General features: G+C 70.8%; 14 protein-coding genes and 2 pseudogenes. 11 read left to right on the top strand and 5 right to left on the bottom strand.

Going from position 1 to position 18,382, the window contains the following annotated elements:
• Positions 1-81: 81 nt before the first annotated feature.
• Positions 82-3,132, bottom strand: a complete 3,051-nt coding sequence (locus ACVTJA_RS05615) for a helicase-related protein (RefSeq protein ID WP_465834426.1) — start codon at positions 3,130-3,132, stop codon at positions 82-84.
• Positions 3,133-3,360: 228 nt separating this feature from the next.
• Here ACVTJA_RS05615 and ACVTJA_RS05610 point away from each other — a divergent pair, with 228 nt between their 5' ends.
• The 9 genes from ACVTJA_RS05610 (at position 3,361) to ACVTJA_RS05570 (ending at position 15,393) form a co-directional block, all read left to right on the top strand.
• Positions 3,361-5,217 carry a sensor histidine kinase gene (locus tag ACVTJA_RS05610; RefSeq protein WP_465834424.1) on the top strand — a complete coding sequence of 619 codons (1,857 nt, stop codon included), beginning with the start codon at positions 3,361-3,363 and terminating at the stop codon, positions 5,215-5,217.
• 263 nt (positions 5,218-5,480) lie between these two features.
• Entirely contained in the window at positions 5,481-7,322 is a 1,842-nt protein-coding gene (locus ACVTJA_RS05605) for a cytochrome c3 family protein (protein ID WP_465834422.1), read from the top strand.
• Positions 7,323-7,353: 31 nt separating this feature from the next.
• Positions 7,354-8,517 carry an FIST signal transduction protein gene (locus tag ACVTJA_RS05600; protein ID WP_465834420.1) on the top strand — a complete coding sequence of 388 codons (1,164 nt, stop codon included), beginning with the start codon at positions 7,354-7,356 and terminating at the stop codon, positions 8,515-8,517.
• Between the two features lie 4 nt (positions 8,518-8,521).
• On the top strand, positions 8,522-11,467 hold the full coding sequence (locus tag ACVTJA_RS05595) for a response regulator (RefSeq protein ID WP_465834418.1): 2,946 nt from the start codon (positions 8,522-8,524) through the stop codon (positions 11,465-11,467).
• Complete coding sequence (locus tag ACVTJA_RS05590; protein ID WP_465834416.1) at positions 11,460-11,873, top strand: response regulator; 414 nt, start codon at positions 11,460-11,462, stop codon at positions 11,871-11,873. Before ACVTJA_RS05595 ends, ACVTJA_RS05590 begins: the two co-directional genes overlap by 8 nt.
• A gap of 186 nt (positions 11,874-12,059) precedes the next feature.
• The gene (locus ACVTJA_RS05585) at positions 12,060-12,875 is read left to right on the top strand and encodes a tryptophan 2,3-dioxygenase family protein (RefSeq protein WP_465834414.1); all 816 of its coding nucleotides are present in this window, start codon (positions 12,060-12,062) and stop codon (positions 12,873-12,875) included.
• 2 nt (positions 12,876-12,877) lie between these two features.
• Positions 12,878-13,903, top strand: coding sequence for a methyltransferase (locus ACVTJA_RS05580; protein ID WP_465834413.1), 1,026 nt, complete (start codon positions 12,878-12,880; stop codon positions 13,901-13,903).
• A 108-nt stretch (positions 13,904-14,011) separates the two neighbouring features.
• A complete protein-coding gene (locus tag ACVTJA_RS05575; RefSeq protein WP_465834411.1) occupies positions 14,012-14,488 on the top strand; it encodes a hypothetical protein in 477 nt (158 codons plus the stop codon).
• Positions 14,489-14,604: 116 nt separating this feature from the next.
• On the top strand, positions 14,605-15,393 hold the full coding sequence (locus ACVTJA_RS05570; protein WP_465834410.1) for a dienelactone hydrolase family protein: 789 nt from the start codon (positions 14,605-14,607) through the stop codon (positions 15,391-15,393).
• Positions 15,394-15,622: 229 nt separating this feature from the next.
• Here ACVTJA_RS05570 and ACVTJA_RS05565 read toward each other — a convergent pair whose 3' ends face one another.
• Positions 15,623-16,312 (bottom strand): response regulator transcription factor, encoded by a 690-nt coding sequence (locus ACVTJA_RS05565; protein ID WP_465834408.1) that lies wholly within the window; start codon positions 16,310-16,312, stop codon positions 15,623-15,625.
• A 184-nt stretch (positions 16,313-16,496) separates the two neighbouring features.
• A complete protein-coding gene (locus tag ACVTJA_RS05560; protein ID WP_465834406.1) occupies positions 16,497-16,769 on the bottom strand; it encodes a hypothetical protein in 273 nt (90 codons plus the stop codon).
• A 126-nt stretch (positions 16,770-16,895) separates the two neighbouring features.
• Here ACVTJA_RS05560 and ACVTJA_RS05555 point away from each other — a divergent pair, with 126 nt between their 5' ends.
• Complete coding sequence (locus tag ACVTJA_RS05555; RefSeq protein ID WP_465834405.1) at positions 16,896-17,309, top strand: CheR family methyltransferase; 414 nt, start codon at positions 16,896-16,898, stop codon at positions 17,307-17,309.
• A gap of 17 nt (positions 17,310-17,326) precedes the next feature.
• Positions 17,327-17,560: pseudogene (locus tag ACVTJA_RS05550) on the top strand (CheR family methyltransferase); the annotation flags it as partial.
• 200 nt (positions 17,561-17,760) lie between these two features.
• Here ACVTJA_RS05550 and ACVTJA_RS05545 read toward each other — a convergent pair.
• Together ACVTJA_RS05545 and ACVTJA_RS05540 are read right to left on the bottom strand one after the other, a co-directional pair.
• Entirely contained in the window at positions 17,761-18,144 is a 384-nt protein-coding gene (locus ACVTJA_RS05545; protein ID WP_465840777.1) for a hypothetical protein, read from the bottom strand.
• Positions 18,145-18,160: 16 nt separating this feature from the next.
• Positions 18,161-18,274, bottom strand: a pseudogene (locus tag ACVTJA_RS05540) (chemotaxis protein CheB); the annotation flags it as partial.
• Positions 18,275-18,382: the final 108 nt, after the last annotated feature.

Raw genomic sequence — 18,382 nt, 5'->3', positions numbered from 1 at the left:
TCTTAGATGCAACTGGACTGTGAAAGCCAGGGGTGGGGGCCCCCGGCCGTTGACGGGAGGACAGTCTACTCCCGCGCGGCGTCAGCGGTTGATGACGAAGCCGCAGGCGGAGTCGAGCACCACCCTGGCCCCCGCCAGCGCCTTCAGCAGCCGCTCGTAGTGGGTGCGCTCGGCGTCGAGCTGCGCCTCCACCGCGTCGGGCTTCAGGCCCTGGTGGGCGAGGGAGAGGCGCAGGCGCTCGACCGCGCCGTCGCGCTCGGACTCAATCGCCTTGCGCGCGCGGGTGGCCAGCTTCGCCAGGTCCGCCTCGGCGGCCTTCTTCGCCACCGGCACGGCCGCGTCCACGAAGGGGCCGAAGCCCGGGAAGGCCTTGGACACCTCGTCGCCCTTGAGCGCGCGCCCTTCCGTCTCCAGCGCGGACAGCACGGTGGTGTCCGCCTTGGGGCCGCCCGCGCCCTCCACCACCGCCACGTGCAACAGCGTGCGCTCCAGGAAGCGCGCCAGCTGGCGGCTGGGCACGCGCGCACCGGGCGAGGTGTCCTCCGGCTCCGGGAGCTGCACGTGGTACAGCGTCTCCAGCCCGCGCGCCTTCAGCGGCCCGCGCTTCTCGATGAAGCGGAAGCCGCTGCGGCCGTAGGGGCCGTCGCGCAGGAAGCCGAACAGCGCCTCCACCAGCGGGTGGCCGGTGGCGAAGTACTCCAATTCCTCCGCCTCCACCGCCGTGTCGCGCCAGAAGGTGCCCAGCATCGTCCGGTCCTCCATGACGTCGAGGCCCGGCAGCCCGTCCACCTTCAGCGCGTGGCCGAACTGGAAGGCCACCTGGAAGGCCTCCACCTGCTCGTCCGTGTCCACGCCGATGCCCACGCGGCGCGCCAGCTCGGTGACGCTCTCCTCCAGGCGCTCGTCGAGGTCTCTCGCCACGCCCCAGAGGCCGTCCTCCAGGCTGGGAGCCTCGCCGTCCTCGCCCTCGTCCTCGTCGGCCTCGATGCCCATGCGCTCCTGCGCGCGCTTCACCAGCCGCTCCACCGCGGGCTTGTCGAAGCTGCGCACGTCGAGCAGCGGGTCATACGCGCGCTTCACCTGCGCGCGCGCGGCCTCCACCTTCGCCTTCAATTCCTGCGCATAGGCCACGCGCGCCTCGCGCGGCATCAGCGCCAATTCCGCGAGCCGGTCCTCGACCTCCTCCAGCACCGCGTCCAGGCCGCCCACCGTCTCGCCGAAGACGCCGACGGCGTCCGCGAGCAGCATCAGCACGTCCGACGCCAGCGTGCCCGCCGGGTCGAAGACGTGGATTTCCACCGGGTGCGTCTGGCCAATGCGGTCCAGACGGCCGATGCGCTGCTCCACCGTGGCCGGGCTCCAGGGCAAATCGTAGTGCACCAGGTGGTGCGCGAACTGGAAGTTGCGGCCCTCGCCGCCCACCTCCGTGCAGAGCAGCACCTTGGGCCCCTCCGGGTCTCGGAAGCGCGCCACCTGCCTGTCGCGCTCCACCAGCGGCAAATCACCGTGGTAGCCCAGCGCCTCCACGCCCTCGCGGCCCAGCTCGGACTGGAGCGCGTCCAGCGTGTCGCGGCTCTCCGTGAAGACAAGCACCTTCGCCGCCGGCTCCGACTTCCAGATGCCGCGCAGCACGCCGAGGAACGCGGTGAATTTCGCGTCGCGCGTGGGCAGCCGCAGCGCGTCCGCCTTGCCCTTGAAGACGGGATTCGTCTTCACCGCGGCCGCGAAGGCGGCGGGGCTGGACTCCAGCCGGCGCAGCACGTTGCCCAGCGGCGCGCCTCGCAGGCTGCCGGCCGCCAGCGTCGCCAGCGCGGCGTCACGGACCTTCAACTCCTCGGCGGGCAGCTCCACAGGGTGGCGGTTCAGCCGGCGCGTGGAGAAGCCGCCCACCACCGCGCGGCGGTTGCGCACGAGCCTGTCGCTCAGGCTGTACGTCTCCGCGAGGTGCTGGAGCAGCGCGTCCCGGTCCTTCAGCGCCGCGAGCTTCGCGTCCTCGGGGAAGCGCTTCGCCAGCGCCTGCACGGCGGCGGCGGGCTTGCCACCCTCCATCAGCGCGCGCACCGCGGAGGACAACTCCTCCTGGCGCTTCAGCCGCTCCTCGAAGCCCGCCACGGTGGGCGCGGTGCCCGCGTCGATGAGGGTGAGCAGACCGTGGTACTCCGCCGGGTCCAGTTGCATGGGCGTGGCGGTGAGCAGCAACAAGCCCCACGAGTTGCCCGCCAGCACCTTCGCCGCCTCGAAGGCCTTCTCGCCCTTGAGGTGGTGCGCCTCGTCCATGATGACGAGGTCCCAGAAGGCGTCCTCGCGGGCCAGCTCGCGCCGGTGCTCGGCGCTGCGCTGCAGGAGCTCCAGGCTCGTCACCACCAGCGGGAAGCGCGCCCACGGGGAGACGTCCTCCTCCTCCTTCAGCGACTGCTCGTAGCGGTCCGAGTCCATCAGCGTGAAGAGCTGGTTGAACTTGTGGAACAGCTCCACCAGCCACTGCACGGTGAGGTGGCTGGGCGCCACCACGAGGCACCGGCGCGCGAGGCCCGACAGGCGCAGCGCGCTGAACACCATGCCCGCCTCAATCGTCTTGCCCAGGCCCACCTCGTCCGCGAGCACGAAGCGCGGCCGGCGCGCGGACAGCACGCGCTGCACCACGCCCACCTGGTGCGGCTTCACCATGATGCGGCTGGCGAGCAGCGCGCCCAGCGCGTCGCAGCGGCGCTCGTCGTCCAGCACCAGCGCCTGCTTGCGCAGCGTGAAGGCCTTGGCGTCGCCCACGCGCCCCTCGCGCAGCGTGGAGAGCAAATCCGAGCGCGGCGGCAGCGCGCGCACCTCGGACTCGGGGAGCTCGTCCTCCTCGCCCGACTCCACGTAGCGCAGCACGTAGCGGCGCAGGCCGCGCGCGCCGGGCTCCTCGCGGACGACGAGGGCCAGCCGCCCCTTGTACGTCACCACCGGCTCGCCCGGCGGCAGCGGGTACTGCACCAGGGCTCCGCCCTTGGTGGACACCAGCACCGGGGCGTCCTCGCGGGCCGGGAAGGAGACGAGCGCCTTGGCGCCGTCCTCCTGAAAGGAGATCAGGTGTCCCACACCCCATTCGGGCTGCGGGAGGTAGCGGACCTTGGAACCTTCGACGGGAGACATGTAGGTCGCCTCATAACCCCCCGGCATCACGAAGGCCATTCCGACGACGGCCCCTCGCGCGCCTCCCGTTCCAGGCGTGCGTCCTACCTCCACCGAAGGGTCGGATCACAACGCACCGGGGTCGGATCCGCCTCGTCCAACGGGGCGATGTTCTCAATCTTTCACATGGGTGATGCTGCCGTCGCCTGCCGTACGGGGTTTCCCGGAGCGGCTGGGGGGGAGTGCCACATGATGCGCCGTTGGACGTTCGCTCAGCGAGTCGGGGCAGGTCTGTCCGCGTGCCTGCTGGCCGCGCTGCTGCTTCTGGGAACGCTGCTGTCCGCCGTGTACGGCCACCTCCTCACGCAGGAGGCGACGCCCGGTGCACTGCCCCAGGCGCTGGTGGCGGGCCTCGTGGGGCTGGCCGGCGTGGGTGCGCTGGGCTTCGTGCTCCACCGCTCGCTCGTCCCGCTGCACGCCCGGCACGAGCACAGCGAGCAGCGCCTCCAGCTCCTCATGGACGGCGTGACGGACTACGCGCTGTGCTTCCTGGACAGGGCGGGCCGCGTCACCGCGTGGAGCGCCGGCGCCGCGCGACTCAGCGGCTGGGCCGAGGCGGACGTCCTCGGCGGCGACGCGGACCGCCTCTATCCGAGGGAGGAAATGGAGGCGGGCGTGCCCCGCGCGCACCAGGAGCGCGCCGCGCGCGAGGGGCGCCTGTTGTCCGAGGGCTGGCGTGTGCGCCGCGACGGCACGCGCTTCTGGGCGGAGACGCTGCTCACCGCGCTGCACGACGGGCGCGGCCGGCTGCGCGGCTTCGCGCAGGTGACGCGCGACATCACCGAGCGCCGCCGCATGGAGCGCGCCCAGGCCCTCTTCGCCGAGGCCGGCCGCGTCCTCCAGCCGGCGTCCGGCGCCCGCGAGGTGGGCGAGGCCCTCACGCGCCTGTGCGTGCCCGAGGTCGCGGACGCCTGCATCCTCTTCGCGCCCGGAGAGGACGGCACCGTGCGCCCGCAGGCCGTGGCGTGCGAGGACATGGAGACGGCCAGCCGCCTCTGGGAGCCGCTCCTGCGCTGCCCGGATGACGGCGAGGTGGGCCCCTCGCGCGTGGTGCGCACCGGCCGCGCCGAGCTGCTGCCCGAGCCGGACTCGGCGCGCACCTCGCTGGCGCTGGCCGGCACCGCGTACGGCGAATTGCTGCTCACGCTGGGCGTGACGTCCGCCCTCACCGTGCCGCTGGCCGTGGGCACCCGCGTGCTGGGCGCGCTGTGCCTCTTGTCCACCGGCCCGCACCGCCGCTTCGGAGAAGTGGACCGCGCCTTCATGGAGGAGCTGGCCGCGCGCGCCGCGCTCGCGCTGGACAACGCGCGCCTGCTGGCCCAGGCGCAGGACGCGCTCGAGCTCATCGGCGTGGCCGCGCACGACTTGGGCAACCCGCTCAGCTCGCTCCAGCTGAGGCTGCGGCGGCTGCGCACGCTGGAGGGCGCGAACTCCAACGTCCATGACGCGCGCATGCGCGACGGACTGGCCGGCGCGGAGATGGAGACGCGGCGCCTGGGGCGGCTGGTGCACAACCTCCTGGACCTGTCCCGCATGTCCGCCGGCCGCATGGTGCTGGACACCGAGGAGCTGAACCTGGCCACGCTGGTGCGCGAGGTGGTGGAGCGCCACGCCGACCAGGCCACCGCCGCCGGCTGCGCCCTCTCGCTGAGCGTGGACGAGGGCGCCACGGGCCACTGGGACAGGCAGCGCCTGGACCGCGTCGTCACCAACCTCGTCAGCAACGCCCTCAAGTTCGGCCGGGGCCAGCCCGTGGAGGTGCGCGTCCACGCCGACGGCGAGCACGCGCGCTTCACCGTGAAGGACGCCGGCATCGGCATCTCCCCGGAAGCGCAGCAGCGCCTCTTCCGCCGCTTCCAGCGCGTCCACGACGGAGGCCAGCACCCGGGCACCGGCCTGGGCCTCTACATTGTTCGACAGTTGGTGGAAGCCCACGGCGGCACCATCCACGTCCAGAGCCGCGTCGGGGAAGGCGCGGAATTCACGGTCGAACTGCCCCGCACCCCACGCGCCACGTCGTGCGTGCCCTCGGAAGCCAGAGCGTAACTTTGGGGCCCGACTTCACCCCCGGTCACTCGTCTATCCGCCTGACAACACTAATGGTTATGATTACAGCGGTTATTTCGCCCTCTGGTTGAAGCATTCTGTTCATTGCAGATATTCTTCGTACGGCTAAAAAGGCTCGAACCGGGGAAACCCGGAAACGGGAGAGACCCCGCCCACACCGCCCTCCCCCCGGGCGACGGGCCACAGGGTCCGCTGGCCGGGGGCGCCATGACGGCGCCCACCAACGTACGAGGAGATTCACAATGGGTGGCCTTGGAACCCCCCGGGCGCGTCGCGAGACGTCTGTTTCGCGCATGCCCTCCCCCCTGCCCACGTGCCGAGCAGCCCTGCTCGCATCCCTGACAACGTTGATGCTCGCCTGCGGCGGGCCCGAGGTTTCCGGCGGCACCGGAGCGGACGAAGCCGTCGAGGCGCAGTCGCAGGCCGTCACCGAGTCGGACGCGGACGCGCTGCGGCCGGCGACGAAGCCGGTGGCGCTGGCCCTGGAGGTCAGCAACGGCGAGGGCAAGCCGGTGCGCGTGCGCGCGGGCGGCACCTTCTACATCAATCAGATCGACATCCGCGCCGTGGTGCAGGCCACCACGGACGAGGGGCTGAAGACGCTGCGCACCAACAGCGACTTCGCGGGCCTGGGCTGGACGGGCGCGCGCGTGGCGGACCAGGAGTCCACGGGCCTTGGGGCCCCGTTCACCCGCCGCCGCTTCTACCGCGACGCCGCCTGGATGGACGTGCCCAGCTTCTTCACGGTGGAGCCGGTGGACTCGAGGGGCCGCCTCACCGGCGCGCCGGTGCTCGTGAATGCGGGCAGCGAGTACACGCGCCGCACGGAGAGCGACGACTTCTTCGTCCGCCGCTTCCGCGCCATCCAGACGGCCACGGGCTGCACCACCAGGACGGACTGCTCGGCCTCCACCGCCTACGAGGAGGAGGCGCTGGTGGAGCTGCGCAACGCGTATGACCACGCCAAGGCACACACGATTACCTTCCAGCCGAGCACCCGCGCCCTGCGCCTGCGCTGGAGCCTGCGGCCGTTCGCCCCCTACGAGATTCCCGTCGAGCAGGTGAAGAACCCCGCGTACTCCTACGGTTTCAAGCTGGAGCTCGCGGCGCTCACCCCGCCGCGGCCGGACGGGACGTATGCGCCGGGCAGTGACATCACCTTCCAGCTCTCCCTGCGCGACGGGGCGGGCAAGCGCCTGCACCCCGAGGGCGTGCTTCCGGCCTACAACGACGTGGCGCCCGACGGCGACGCGGACACTGGCCTCAACTACTACCGTGCCTTCTTCGACACGACGACGACGTACTACCGGCGCAAGCACCGCGAGCGCATGCTCATGGCGCAGATCATCGGCCCCGCCCAGAACATCCAGCCCATCCGTTCCATCGTCGGCCTGGGCGCGTTCCTGGACCCGGACATCGACGCGCAGGTGGTGGGCCTCCCCGAGCGCGACGGCGTCTTCTCCCAGTTCACCACCTTCCCCTTCGCCAACGTCCTCTTCGGCGGCGCCTTCATCGACCCGAACCTCTGGAATCAAATCAACACGGACACCTTCACCTTCACCGTCCCGGCGAACGCCGCCCCCGGCACCTACCTGGTGACGGCCAAGGGCCGCCGCGTCTACCTGGGCGAGGACCTGCCCGGCTCCACGACGATTGAAATCCAGGTGGGCACGTCCCAGCACACCCAGGCCACGCTCACCACCGGCCCGTGCAATACCTGCCACAGCAAGGGTGGCGAGCTCAGCCAGGTGCTCCACGCCAATGACAATCGCGCCGCCTGCGCGGGCTGCCACGCGCCCCTCGAGTTCGAGCTGGAAGGTCCCATCTTCGTGCGGACCCACTTCGTCCACTCGCGCTCCAACCGCTTCGACGCGCCCCTGGAGAAGTGCTCCTCGTGCCACCTGACGAAGGAAAGCACCCAGCGCACCAGCAAGGCCGCCTGCCTGTCCTGCCACAAGTCCTACCCGGAGAGCCATGTGGCTCGTTTCGGACCCATCGAGAGCATGTACGTCGGTGGCGGGCAGGAGTCGTTCCAGCAGTGCACCGGGGCCTGTCATACTCAGCACCCGGGCAGCGGCCTGTAGCCGCCGCCCTTCTCAACCCCGGAGGTCCTCCATGGCTCAAGTGAAGATGCACACGGCCCGCACCACGCTGAAGGAGCCGGATGCCGCCGCGGAGGACCTTCTCAGCCAGCTCGGGGGCACCAGCCCCCGGCTGGTGACGATGTTCGCCTCGCGCGAGCGCGACCAGCAGTCCCTCAACCGCGCGGTGCGCGAGCGCCTGCCCAAGGGCACCCGCCTCATCGGCGCCACCACCGCGGGCGAGCTGGACAACACCGGCATCCACGAGGGCAGCGTGGTGCTGGCCTCGCTGTCCGGTGACTTCGAGGTGGGCCTGGGCCTGGGCAGCGGCCTGTCCGTGGACGCCATCGGCGCGGGCGCGGCCGCAATCAAACGCGCCTGTGACGACCTCGGCGTGCGCCAGCAGGACCTGGACCCGCGCAAGTACGTCGGCCTCGTCATCGACGACGGCTTCCGTTACAAGAAGGAGGAGCTGCTGCTCGGCATCCTCGAGAAGAGCCAGACGCTGGTGCTCGTCGGCGGCGGCGCCAGCGACACCAACCGCGACCCCGCGAAGCAGTCCGCCCTCATCCACGTGGACGGCGAAGTCGCGGGCGACGCGGTGCTGGTGGCCCTCTTCAAGACGAACGCCCCCTGGGCCGCGCTCCGCTCGCACTGGTACGTGCCCACCGGCGAGAAGCTGACCATCACGAAGGTGGACGAGAGCCACACCCGCGCGCTCGAAATCGACGGCAGGCCCGCCGCGAAGCGCTACGCGGAAATCCTCGGCGTGGAGGACGTCAGCCAGCTCGAGTTCGGCACGCCGCACGGCTTCGCGGTGCGCCCCACCGCCCTGCGCGTGGGCCGCGAGTACTTCATCCGCGCCGCCTGGAAGCCCCAGGAGGACGGCTCCATCCTCTTCGCCAACCTCCTGGAGGAGGGCACCGAACTGGAGCTGATGAAGCTGGGCGACATGGCCGCCATGACGCGCAGCTTCTTCACCGACGAGATGCCCCGCCGGGTGCAGAACCCCCAGGCCGCTCTCCTGTTCCACTGTGGTGGGCGCATGTGGTACGCGAGCGCCACCAACACCGTGTCGCAGCTCGCTGAGACCCTCAGGGCCGCACCCACCGCCGCTGGGATGAACGTGCACTTCGAGATCTACTCGGGCTTCCACATCAACACCACGCTGACCACGCTGGTGTTTGGGGCGAACTAGAGCCATGCCGAACTCCGACATTGCGGACAACACCTCCGTGCTGCTCGTGGGCAGCGAGCGCGAGTGCCAGCGGGTGGAGGAGGCGCTCGCCAACGCGGGCCTGTCCGTGAAGACCGAGCGCGCCACCACCGCCGCCGAGGTGGAGGGGGCGCTGTCGAAGACGTGGTCGCTCGCCCTCTGCGGCTCCGAGCTGCCGGGCCTGGGCTTCTCCGAGGTGCAGGTCCTCTGGCGGAAGCACGGCAAGGAACTGCCCGTCGTGGTGCTCTCGCGCGACTGGAGCGAGCAGACGCTGGAGGCCAGCGTGCGCGCCGGCGCGCTCGACTACGTCACCGAGGACCGCTTCAGCCGGCTGGCGCCCGTGCTGCGCCGCGAGCTGCGCATGACGGCCGACCGCCGCCAGCACAACAAGACGGCGGAGGAGCTGCAGCGCACCAACTACCTGATGGAGAACATCATCGACGCGCTCCCCTTCGTCCTCTTCGTGAAGGACGCGGAGACGCGCCGGCTGGTGGTGGCCAACAAGACATTCGCTGACATCTTCCGCACCACCAAGCAGTGGCTGCTCGGGAAGCTGGACCACGACTACTTCCCCAAGGAGCAGGCGGACTCGTTCGTCGCCATCGACACCGAAATCCTCTCCACGAAGCAGATGAAGTCCTTCGAGGAGGTGGCCCGGGCCGACGGCGTGGACCTCATCTTCGCCACGCGGAAGATTCCCCTGCTGGACGAGCACGGCGAGGCCCGCTTCGTGCTGGGCGTCACCGAGGACATCACCGAGCGCAAGCAGCGCGAGGAGATGCTGCGCGCGTCGCAGGCGGAGCTGCTCGCCGCCAACAAGCAGCTCGCCGCCAGCCTGGAGGAAATCAAGCGCACGCGCGCCGTGTCCGCTCGCTCGCTCGCGTCCTACCAGCAGCGCGCGCTGCAGATGGAAATCATCCGCCAGCAGAACGAGGACCTGGACCGGCTGGCCCAGGAGCTGGTGGTGGCCAAGCGCAACGAGGAGGAGCGCGCCCGCGAGGCCGAGGCCGCCGCCCGCCTCAAGAGCGAGTTCCTCGCGAACTTCAGCCACGAAATCCGCACGCCGCTCAACGGCATCATCGGCTACTGCGACCTGCTCATGCGCGAGGAGGGCAGCCGCCTCACCGCCCACGGCCGCCGCGACTTGAACGTCGTCAAGACGAACGCCAAGACGCTGCTGGCGCTCATCAACGACATCCTCGACCTGTCCAAGATTGAAGCCGGCCGCGTCGAAGTCGTCACCGAGCAGGTGGACGTGCAGGAGCTGGCCGACGAGTGCCTGGCCACGGTGAAGGAGTACCTCAAGGGCAAGGACGTGGCCCTCACCACGCACATCGACCCGGCGGCGCGCATGCTGCGCTCGGACGCGCTGAAGCTGCGGCAAATCATGCTCAACCTCCTGAGCAACGCCGCCAAGTTCACCGACGCGGGCGAGGTGGCCCTCACGCTCGTGCCCGCCGGCGACGAGGTGGTGATGACGGTGGAGGACACCGGCGTCGGCATCCCCTCCGACCAGCTCCCCTTCATCTTCGAGAAGTTCCGCCAGGTGGACGGCTCCACCACGCGCAAGGTGGGCGGCACCGGCCTGGGCCTGGCGATTGTGCGCGAGCTGTCGCGCGTGCTGGGCGGCAACGTGTCCGTGACGTCCACGCTGGGCCGCGGCTCCACCTTCACCGTGCGCCTGCCCAACTCGCTGGAGGCGCCGGCCGGCGCCACCGCGCTGTCGTCCTTCCCCACCTCCGAGCGCCCGGTGCCCATGGCCGAGGTGGCGCAGAACGTGGGCGCCGTGGCCCCGCCGGGCAGCACCGTGCTGGTGGTGGACGACGACCCGCTGATGCAGCAGCTCGTGGCGGGGCAACTGGAGCCCGCGGGCTTCAAGGTGGTGGTGGCCGAGGACGGCATCGCCGCCCTCAAGCGCGCGCGGGAGTTGAAGCCGCAGGCCATCCTCCTGGACATCCACCTGCCCAAGCTGGATGGCTGGTCCGTGCTCAGCCAGCTCAAGAGCGAGCCCGCGCTGTCCGGCATCCCCGTCATCCTCATCTCCGTGGAGGAGCAGCGCGCGCGGGGCTTCTCGCTGGGCGCGTGCGAGTACCTCGTCAAGCCGGTGGAGCCGGAGCGGCTGGTGGAGGTGGTGCAGCGCTGCCTCGGCCAGACGTCCGCCAGCACCGCCGCGCCCGTGGGCGAGGTGCTGGTGGTGGACGACGACTCCGCCACCCGCGAGCTCGTCAGCCGCAACCTGCGCCGCGCCGGCTTCTCCACCGCCGAGGCCCGCAGCGGCGAGGACGCCCTCCTCAAGGCGCGTGTCTCGCCGCCGGCCCTCGTCGTGCTCGACTTGATGATGCCCAACCTGGACGGCTTCGAGGTGCTGCGCCGCCTGCGCGCGGAGAAGCTCCAGGTGCCCGTCGTCGTGCTCACCGGCAAGACGCTCTCCGCGGAAGAGGAAGCGCTCCTGCGCGACGGCTTCGCGGGCTTCGTGAAGAAGGGCGGCCACGCGCTGGAGGACGTGATTGCGCAGGCCAAGGGACTGCTCCTGTCCCAGCGCGCCGCCACCGCCGGCAAGCTGCCGCGCATCCTCTACGTGGAGGACAGCGCGCAGAACCGGGACATCGTCCGGCGCTACCTCGGCGGCCTCTTCGAGGTGATTGAAGCGGAGGACGGCGAGCATGGCCTGGAGCGGGCCACGCGCGACAACCCGGACCTCATCCTCATGGACCTGTCCCTGCCGCGGCTCGACGGCTGGGAGGTGACGCGCCGCCTGCGCTCACTACCGTCCGCGGCCAACGTCCCCGTCATCGCCGTCACGGCGCACGCGGGGCGCGAGTACCAGGACAAGGCTCACGCGGCCGGCTGCACCGCGTACCTCACGAAACCCCTTGATCGTGACCAGTTGCTCGAGATGATTCGCAAGCATCTAGGGAGAACCCATGGCTGAAGAAAAGGCACGCGTCCTGGTGGTGGACGACGACCCGGACCTGCTCGACCTCGTGCAGCGCTCGCTGAGCGCCTATGGGTTCGAGGTGCTGACGCACACCTCCGCGCTGGGCGTCTCCAACCTCGTTCGTTCCGTGGAGCCGGACTTCGTCCTCATCGACGTGAACTTCCCCGCCCTCAAGGGCGACAAGGTCGTCAACCTGGCCCGGCAGTACGCCTCCGCGAAGACGAAGTTCATCCTCTACTCGGCCTCGGACGAGTCGAAGCTGCGCTCGCTCGCCCTCGCCTCGGGCGCGGACGGCTACATCTCCAAGAGCGTCCAGGGTGAGGAACTCGCCCAACGCCTGCGCTCCTTCCGCCTCAAACCGCGGCCGCCCAACCCCACGCCGGCCCCGGCCACCGAGTAGAACCTCCGCTGTGTAGTACCTCCGCTATCCATCCCCCCGCCCCCGGGCACCTCTTGGCGGCCCGAGGGGAGTCGCACCACCTTCCGAAGTTCCCCCCCTCCGGAGGGCTCCATGAGCACGGCCCCTGATTACAGTTTTGCGGAAAAGTTACGTCTCGAACTCTCTGAGCCATTGTTCAACCCGCTGTTGAAGAAGTGGGTCGGGCGCGGCGAGCTGGACTACGAGGTCTACATCAAGACACCTGAGCTGCTGTCCCTGCAGACAGGGGAGGGAGAGCGCGTCACCCACGACGAGCTGCTGTTCCAGGTGGTGCACCAGGCGCAGGAGCTGTGGCTGAAGCTGGCCTCGCGCGAGGCGGTGGAAGTCGTCGCGGAGCTGGACACGGACGCGCTGTGGGGGGCCTCGGCGCGGCTGGAGCGCATCCACCGGGTGCTGCGCTCCATGGTGGGCGAGCTGTCCGTGCTGGAGACGATGACGCCGGACACGTATCAAATCATCCGCCGCAACCTGGGCAACGGCAGCGGGCAGGAGTCCCCCGGCTACAACATGCTCCGCCACGCGGCGGGAGGCCTGGAGGCGGCGCTCGAGCGGCTGCTGGAGCGGCGTGGCGTGACGCTGAAGGCCATCTACTCCGCCGGCGGGCCGCAGGACTTGAAGCGCATCTGCGAGCAGCTCGTGGACGTGGACGAGGCGTTCCAGGGCTGGCTGTACGCGCACTTCCAGTTGGTGCGACGGACCATCGGCGTGGACCGCGCGGTGAAGGCGCTGGACGGGCTGCCCTCGCAGGTGCTCGCGGGGCGGATGTTGCTGCCGCTGTTCCGCCAGCTCTGGGACGTGCGCGTGGAGCTGACGTCCACATGGCGGCGCGAGGGCGGCGTCGCCCCGGGTGCCCCCCGCGAGGGCTGCCTGGACGGGCCCTCCGAGACGTATCCGAAGGTCCGCGCCGCGGGAGGAGGCTGTCCCATGCACGCCGCCCCCGCGTTCCCCCCCGTCGAGCGATGACCGTGGCACCACCGCCCCCCTCCCCGCGCGCGCTGCTGCACCTGCTCTTCAACGGCGCGCGCGCCGTGGACGTGGTGGAGGCGTCCCTCCAGCTCGGCCTGCTCGACGCGCTGGAGCCGGGCCCCGTGACGCTGGGCGAGCTGGCCCGGACGCACGGCCTCATCCCCGGGCGCCTCTACAAGCTGATGGACTGCCTGGAGAGCCTGGGCCTCGTCACGCGCGAGCAGCCCTCGGACGCGCTGGAGTCCGCCAGCTACCGCGCGGTGCCGGGCCTGCGCGCGGCCGCGAGCGCCGTGCTGGGCCCGCGCTCGCTCGAGCGGGACCGCGAGAAGTACGCCTGGAGCGAGCTGCGCGGCAGGCTGCCCGAAGTCCTGCGCGGCAATCACTCCATGCCCGCCACCGCCTTCGACTGGCCCCCGCGCACGCCCGAGCAGGTGGAGGGCTTCGAGGCCAGCATGGCCGCGGGCCTCCCGCCCATCCTCGAAACCTTCCGCGCCCACGGCCCGCGCCTGTGGCAACACGGCGGGCGCCTGCTCGACGTGGGCGGCGGCGACGGCACGCTGGCGGCGCACCTCGTCCGCGAGCACCCCGGCCTCGCCGTGGACGTCTTCAACCTCTCCGCCACGGAAGGCCTTGTGGTCCGCACCCGCGAGTGCCACGGCCTGCCGCCAGGGCGACTGGGCTTCGTCGGCGGAGACTTCCTGAAGGAGCCGCTGCCGCGCGGCTACGACGCGCTGTCCTTCGTGCGCGTGCTGCACGACTGGCCCGCGGACACCGCGCGCGCGCTGCTCCAGAAGGCCTTCGAGGCACTGCCCTCCGGAGGCCGCGTGCTCATCTGCGAGGAGTTCCGCACGCCGGAGCGCCTGGCCGCGCAGTTCTTCTGGTCCTACTTCCTCATCGGAGTGGACTCGTGCGTGAGCCGGCTGCGCGAGGTGGAGCACTACCTGCGCGTGCTCGGCGAGACGGGCTTCACAAACGCCGAAGTCCTGACCGGTCCCTTCGAGCTCATCGTCGCCACGAAGCCGTGACGCAGCGCGCGCTCGCGCGAGCGCGGCATGTCAGGGCCACGTCGTACGAAGGGGCAATTACTCGCCCCTCGCTTCGGGCACACGCTGATTCGAAAGGCCGAGGCGCACATGCTTTCCCAGAACCAGTTGGACCTGCTGCGGGAGCTCATCTTCCTGGACGCGGACGCGGCCGCGGCGCACGCCGCCGCCCTGCGGCGCGTGGAATTGCCCTCGCTGCGCCCGCACCTGGAGGGCTTCCTGAACGACCACCTCCAGCACCTCGCGGCCCTCAACGCCTTCCTGGAGCGCCAGGGCCAGGCCCCGGTGGCCACCACCCTGGAGGTCCGTCACGGCCCGCTGGTGGGCCCGCCTCCTCCCGTAAAAACGAAAGGCTCTACACGAATCGAAGCGGCCCTCACCGCCGTGGCGGGTTGTGAACATCTGGTGGACCACAGCTACGCGCTGCTGCTGCGGGACGAGTGGCCCGCGGAAGTCGCGGCCCTGCTACGCTGTCACCATGCGGAGGAACGCCAGCACTCGCTCTGGCTTCACGACACCCTGGGCCGACGCCCCTGGGAGTCCGCCCGCATCGCCCTCATTCCCTGACTCCGCCCGGCCGCTCCCCTGCCCTCCCATGGGCTGGCACGGGCCCTGCAGTCCCACTCGCTGGTGGAGTGTGCAACTTCAAGGCTGACGCAGTCCGACAAAAGGAAGGACTCCGCATGAAGAAGCAGGGTTCACGCAGGTCGGATGAGGGTGCTGGCAAGGGGGTACGAGGACTGGTGACTCCGGGGGAAGGGCCCGCGGCGTACGTGGCGCCGGCGCAGAACGGCGAGGTGCGGGTGCCGGTGGACGAGGGCGTGGAGTTGCGCGGAATCCTCCAGGTGCCGCAGGCCCCGGCGGGCGTCGTGGTGCTGGCGCGCGGCCATGGCAGCAGCCGGCGCGGCGAGCGGGATTTGACGGTGGCCCGCCTCCTCCAGGCGGAGGGGCTGGCCACGCTGGCGGTGGACCTGCTGACGGCGGCGGAGGAAGAGGCGTGGCGCGAGAGGGATTTGCGCTTCAACGTGGGCCTCTTCGCCGGGCGCATCGCGGGCGTGGCGCGCTGGCTGCGGCGTGCGCCTCGCACCAGCGGCCTGCGCGTGGGCTACCTGGGCAGCTACACCGGCGCGGGCGCGGCCCTGGCGGCGGCGGCGCTGCGCCCCGAATCCGTGGACGCGGTGGTGTGCCGCGGCGGGCGGCTGGCCATGTCCTCCACGGTGCTGTCGCGCGTGCGCGCGCCCACGCTGCTCATCGTCGGCGGCAATGACACGGCCGCGCTGGAGCCGCACCGCCGCGCGTTCGCCGCGCTGAAGTCGGAGAAGCGGCTGGAAGTCATCCCCGGCGCCACCCACCGCTTCGAGGAGCCCGGCACCCAGACGCAGATGGTGGAGCTGGCCGGCCTCTGGTTCCTGCAGCACCTGGGCGCGCCCCGCTGGGAGACGCAGCCCGAGCCTCACGCGCTCGGCGTGTAGCGCGAGAGCGCGGGGCCGGGGCAGTCCGTGTGGGCTGCCCCGGCCCGCCTGGGGGGACGTCTCATGAGCCGCGGTGCCCCCGTTGGGGGGAGTGAAGAGCGAAGAGCACCGCGGCTGGCAACACGATGCCACCCGCGCAGCCGCGCGGACATTGGCCGCGAGTCGAATGCCCCGCAGGACGGGATGGGGTGCTGCGCCACACAGCCCTGACGGGCGGGGCGCGGGTGCTTCAGACGCTGGCGGGACGCTGCACGCCGAGCTGGCACGCGAGGACGGCGAGCTGCGTGCGGTTCTCCGGCCCCAGCTTCTTGTAGATGCTGGTGATGTGCGCCTTCACCGTGCGCTCGGTGATGCCGAGGCACGCGGCAATCTTCAGGTTGTCCGCGCCCGCGGCGATGTAGCCCAGCACCTCGCGCTCGCGCAGCGTCAGCTTGCCCAGCTCACCGCCGTTGGACGTCGGCTCCTGCTGCGGCTGGAAGCCCTGGAAGGGCGAGCTCCACGCGAGCCCCAGCGGCATCAGCCGCTCGCCGCGCGCCACGCGCTGCACGGCTTCCACCATCTCGTTGAGCCCCACGTTCTGCTTCCAGAGGTACCCGGCCGCGCCGATGCTCAGGCACTGCTCCACCACCGACGAGTCCTGGTCCCCCGACATCACCAGCGTCTTCACGCCGGGGTAGAAGTCGTGCAGGCACTGCAGCGCCGTCATGCCGCCGGAGACCGCGTCGCGGCCCTGGGCCTCCAGCCGCAGGTCCACCAACGCCACGTCCGGCACCGACTCGCGCATCCGCGCGAGGAAGGGAGCCGTCTGCGAGCAGCTCGCCACCACCTCCATGCCCGCGCCTTCCAACACCGCCACCAGGCACTCCCGGAAGACCTGCTGGTCCTCCAGGATGGCCACGCGGATCCGCTCTCCAATCATGGATGTCGCCCTCTCGGAATCCCGTCCGCGACGTGCTTCACGGCTTACGCACCCACACCTGGGCTTGAGATGTAACCCTCCAGGGCAATGCCGCACGAGCCCCTTGCCCGACAGGCGGCCCAGCGCTGTTCAGGAAAGGATGTTCAGGAGATGTTCAAGGTTGTCTGGACGCGACTGACGCTGCCTACGCGGCACGTGAGCCGGGCAGACGGATGAGCACGTGGCCCATCTCCCGCACCACCAGTCGCCGCAGCTCCGGCTGCAGCTCCAGGCGGACGCAGCACCCTTCCGCGTAGAAGAGCAGCGCCTCGCCGTCCTGCCGCGCGAGCTGGCCCCAACGCGCATCTCCCACCGGCCAGTGCTCGGCCACCTCGGCCAGCCGTGCCAGCCGTAGTTGCACGGACAGGCGGGCCCTCGATGGGAGCGACTCCATCAGGTCCGTCAGTGTGGCGTGCATGTGGATGGCATAGGAAATGGGGAGGGTGGAACCGGGTCGGAATTGGACCTGAGAACGATGGCGCAGCCCCCCGACAGGTCCTGCCCCATCTTGCCGCCCGTGTACCCTGGGCTACAGCGAGCCCTCATGGCCACTCGCCCTCCGCGCGACAATGAACTCGAAGCCATCCTGGAGAAGGTCCGGCAGGCGCGTCACTTCGACTTCCGCAACTACAAGCAGGCCACGCCGCAGCGGCGAATCGAGCGGCACATGGCCGCCACGCGCTGCCGCACCCGGTCGGCCTACCTGGCGCTGCTGGAGAGAGCCGCCAACGAGGCCACCACGCTCATCTCCTCCATGCGCATCAAGCTCACCACCTTCTTCCGGGACAAGGAGGTGTGGATGGGATTGGAGCGGGTGCTGAAGGAGCTGGCGCAGCGGCGCCGTCCGGACCAGGAACTGCGCATCTGGAGCGCCGGCTGCGCCACGGGCGAGGAGGCGTACCCGCTGGCCATCGCCGCCGCGGAGGCGCTGGCCCCGGCCTCCCCGGCCCTGAATTGAAGGTCTTCGGCACCGACGTGGAGGAGGCCGCCATCGCCTTCGCGCGCCGGGGCGTCTACTCCGCCGCCCAGCTGGAGAACGTCTCGAAGGAGCGGCTCGCGCGATGGTTCGTCCCCGCGCCGGGCGGCTACGCGGTGCACAAGGAAATCCGCCGCCCGGTGGTGTTCGGCGTCAACAACCTGGTGTCGGACGCGCCCGTCTCGCGCATCGACCTCATCCTCTGCCGCAACGTCTTCATCGACCTGGACTCGGACCTGCAGAAGCGCGTGCTGGCCCGCTTCCACTTCGCCCTGCGCCGCGAGGGGCTGCTGGACCTCGCCGCGGACTTGCTGATGGAGCAGAGCGCGCGGAGGCCGAGGCCCTCACCGCCCAGAGCAAGGCGGAGCGTGTCGTCACCACGCGCTGAGGCGGAGCCCCACCCGACGGAGGTTCTCGAGACATCGGAGCTCGTTCAGCCCTGCTGCCGCTGGGCGTCGTCCTCATCGTGCGCCGACAGGTCCTCCGCGTCACTCGGCGGAGAGCCCAGCACCAGTTCGCGCAGCACCAGCACCTGGGCCTCGGTGGCCCTGGCGCGCTCGTCGAAGCGGCTGGCCGACTGCAGGTGGTTGCGCTCCCTCGCGCGCAGGGCCATGCGCCAGGCCAGGGCCGCGTTCTCCTCCAGGGCACGCAGCGCGGCCCATAGCGCGGCGTCCACGCCCTTCTGCTGTCCGGCCACGAGCGCCTGCCCGGTGTAGCCGTGCCCCGTGCGGCAGCGGAACCGCAACAACCCCTCGTCGTTCATCTCGAAGAGCACCCCACCGCAGTCGGGGCAGGCGAAGTGCGAGGTGCCTGTCATTGGGCGCCACGTAGATACGCCCGGGCTCCAGCGCCTCGCCATGCTTCGGGTGCTTCGCCGGCAGGGCCCCCGCACGCGAGAGGATATCCGGCAGCACGCTGCGATGCCGCGGCGCCAGGTGGAGCACCATCAACACCGCCGCCGGGAAGTCTCCTGGGAACTACTTCACGAGGGACGTGAAGGACTCCACGCCTCCCATGGACGCCCCGATGACGACGATGTCGTGCCTGGCCATGCG

The sequence above is a fragment of the Pyxidicoccus sp. M6 genome (assembly GCF_055568925.1).
The sequence above is the reverse complement of the archived record's forward strand: the minus strand, read 5'-3'. Positions and strand labels throughout refer to the sequence as shown.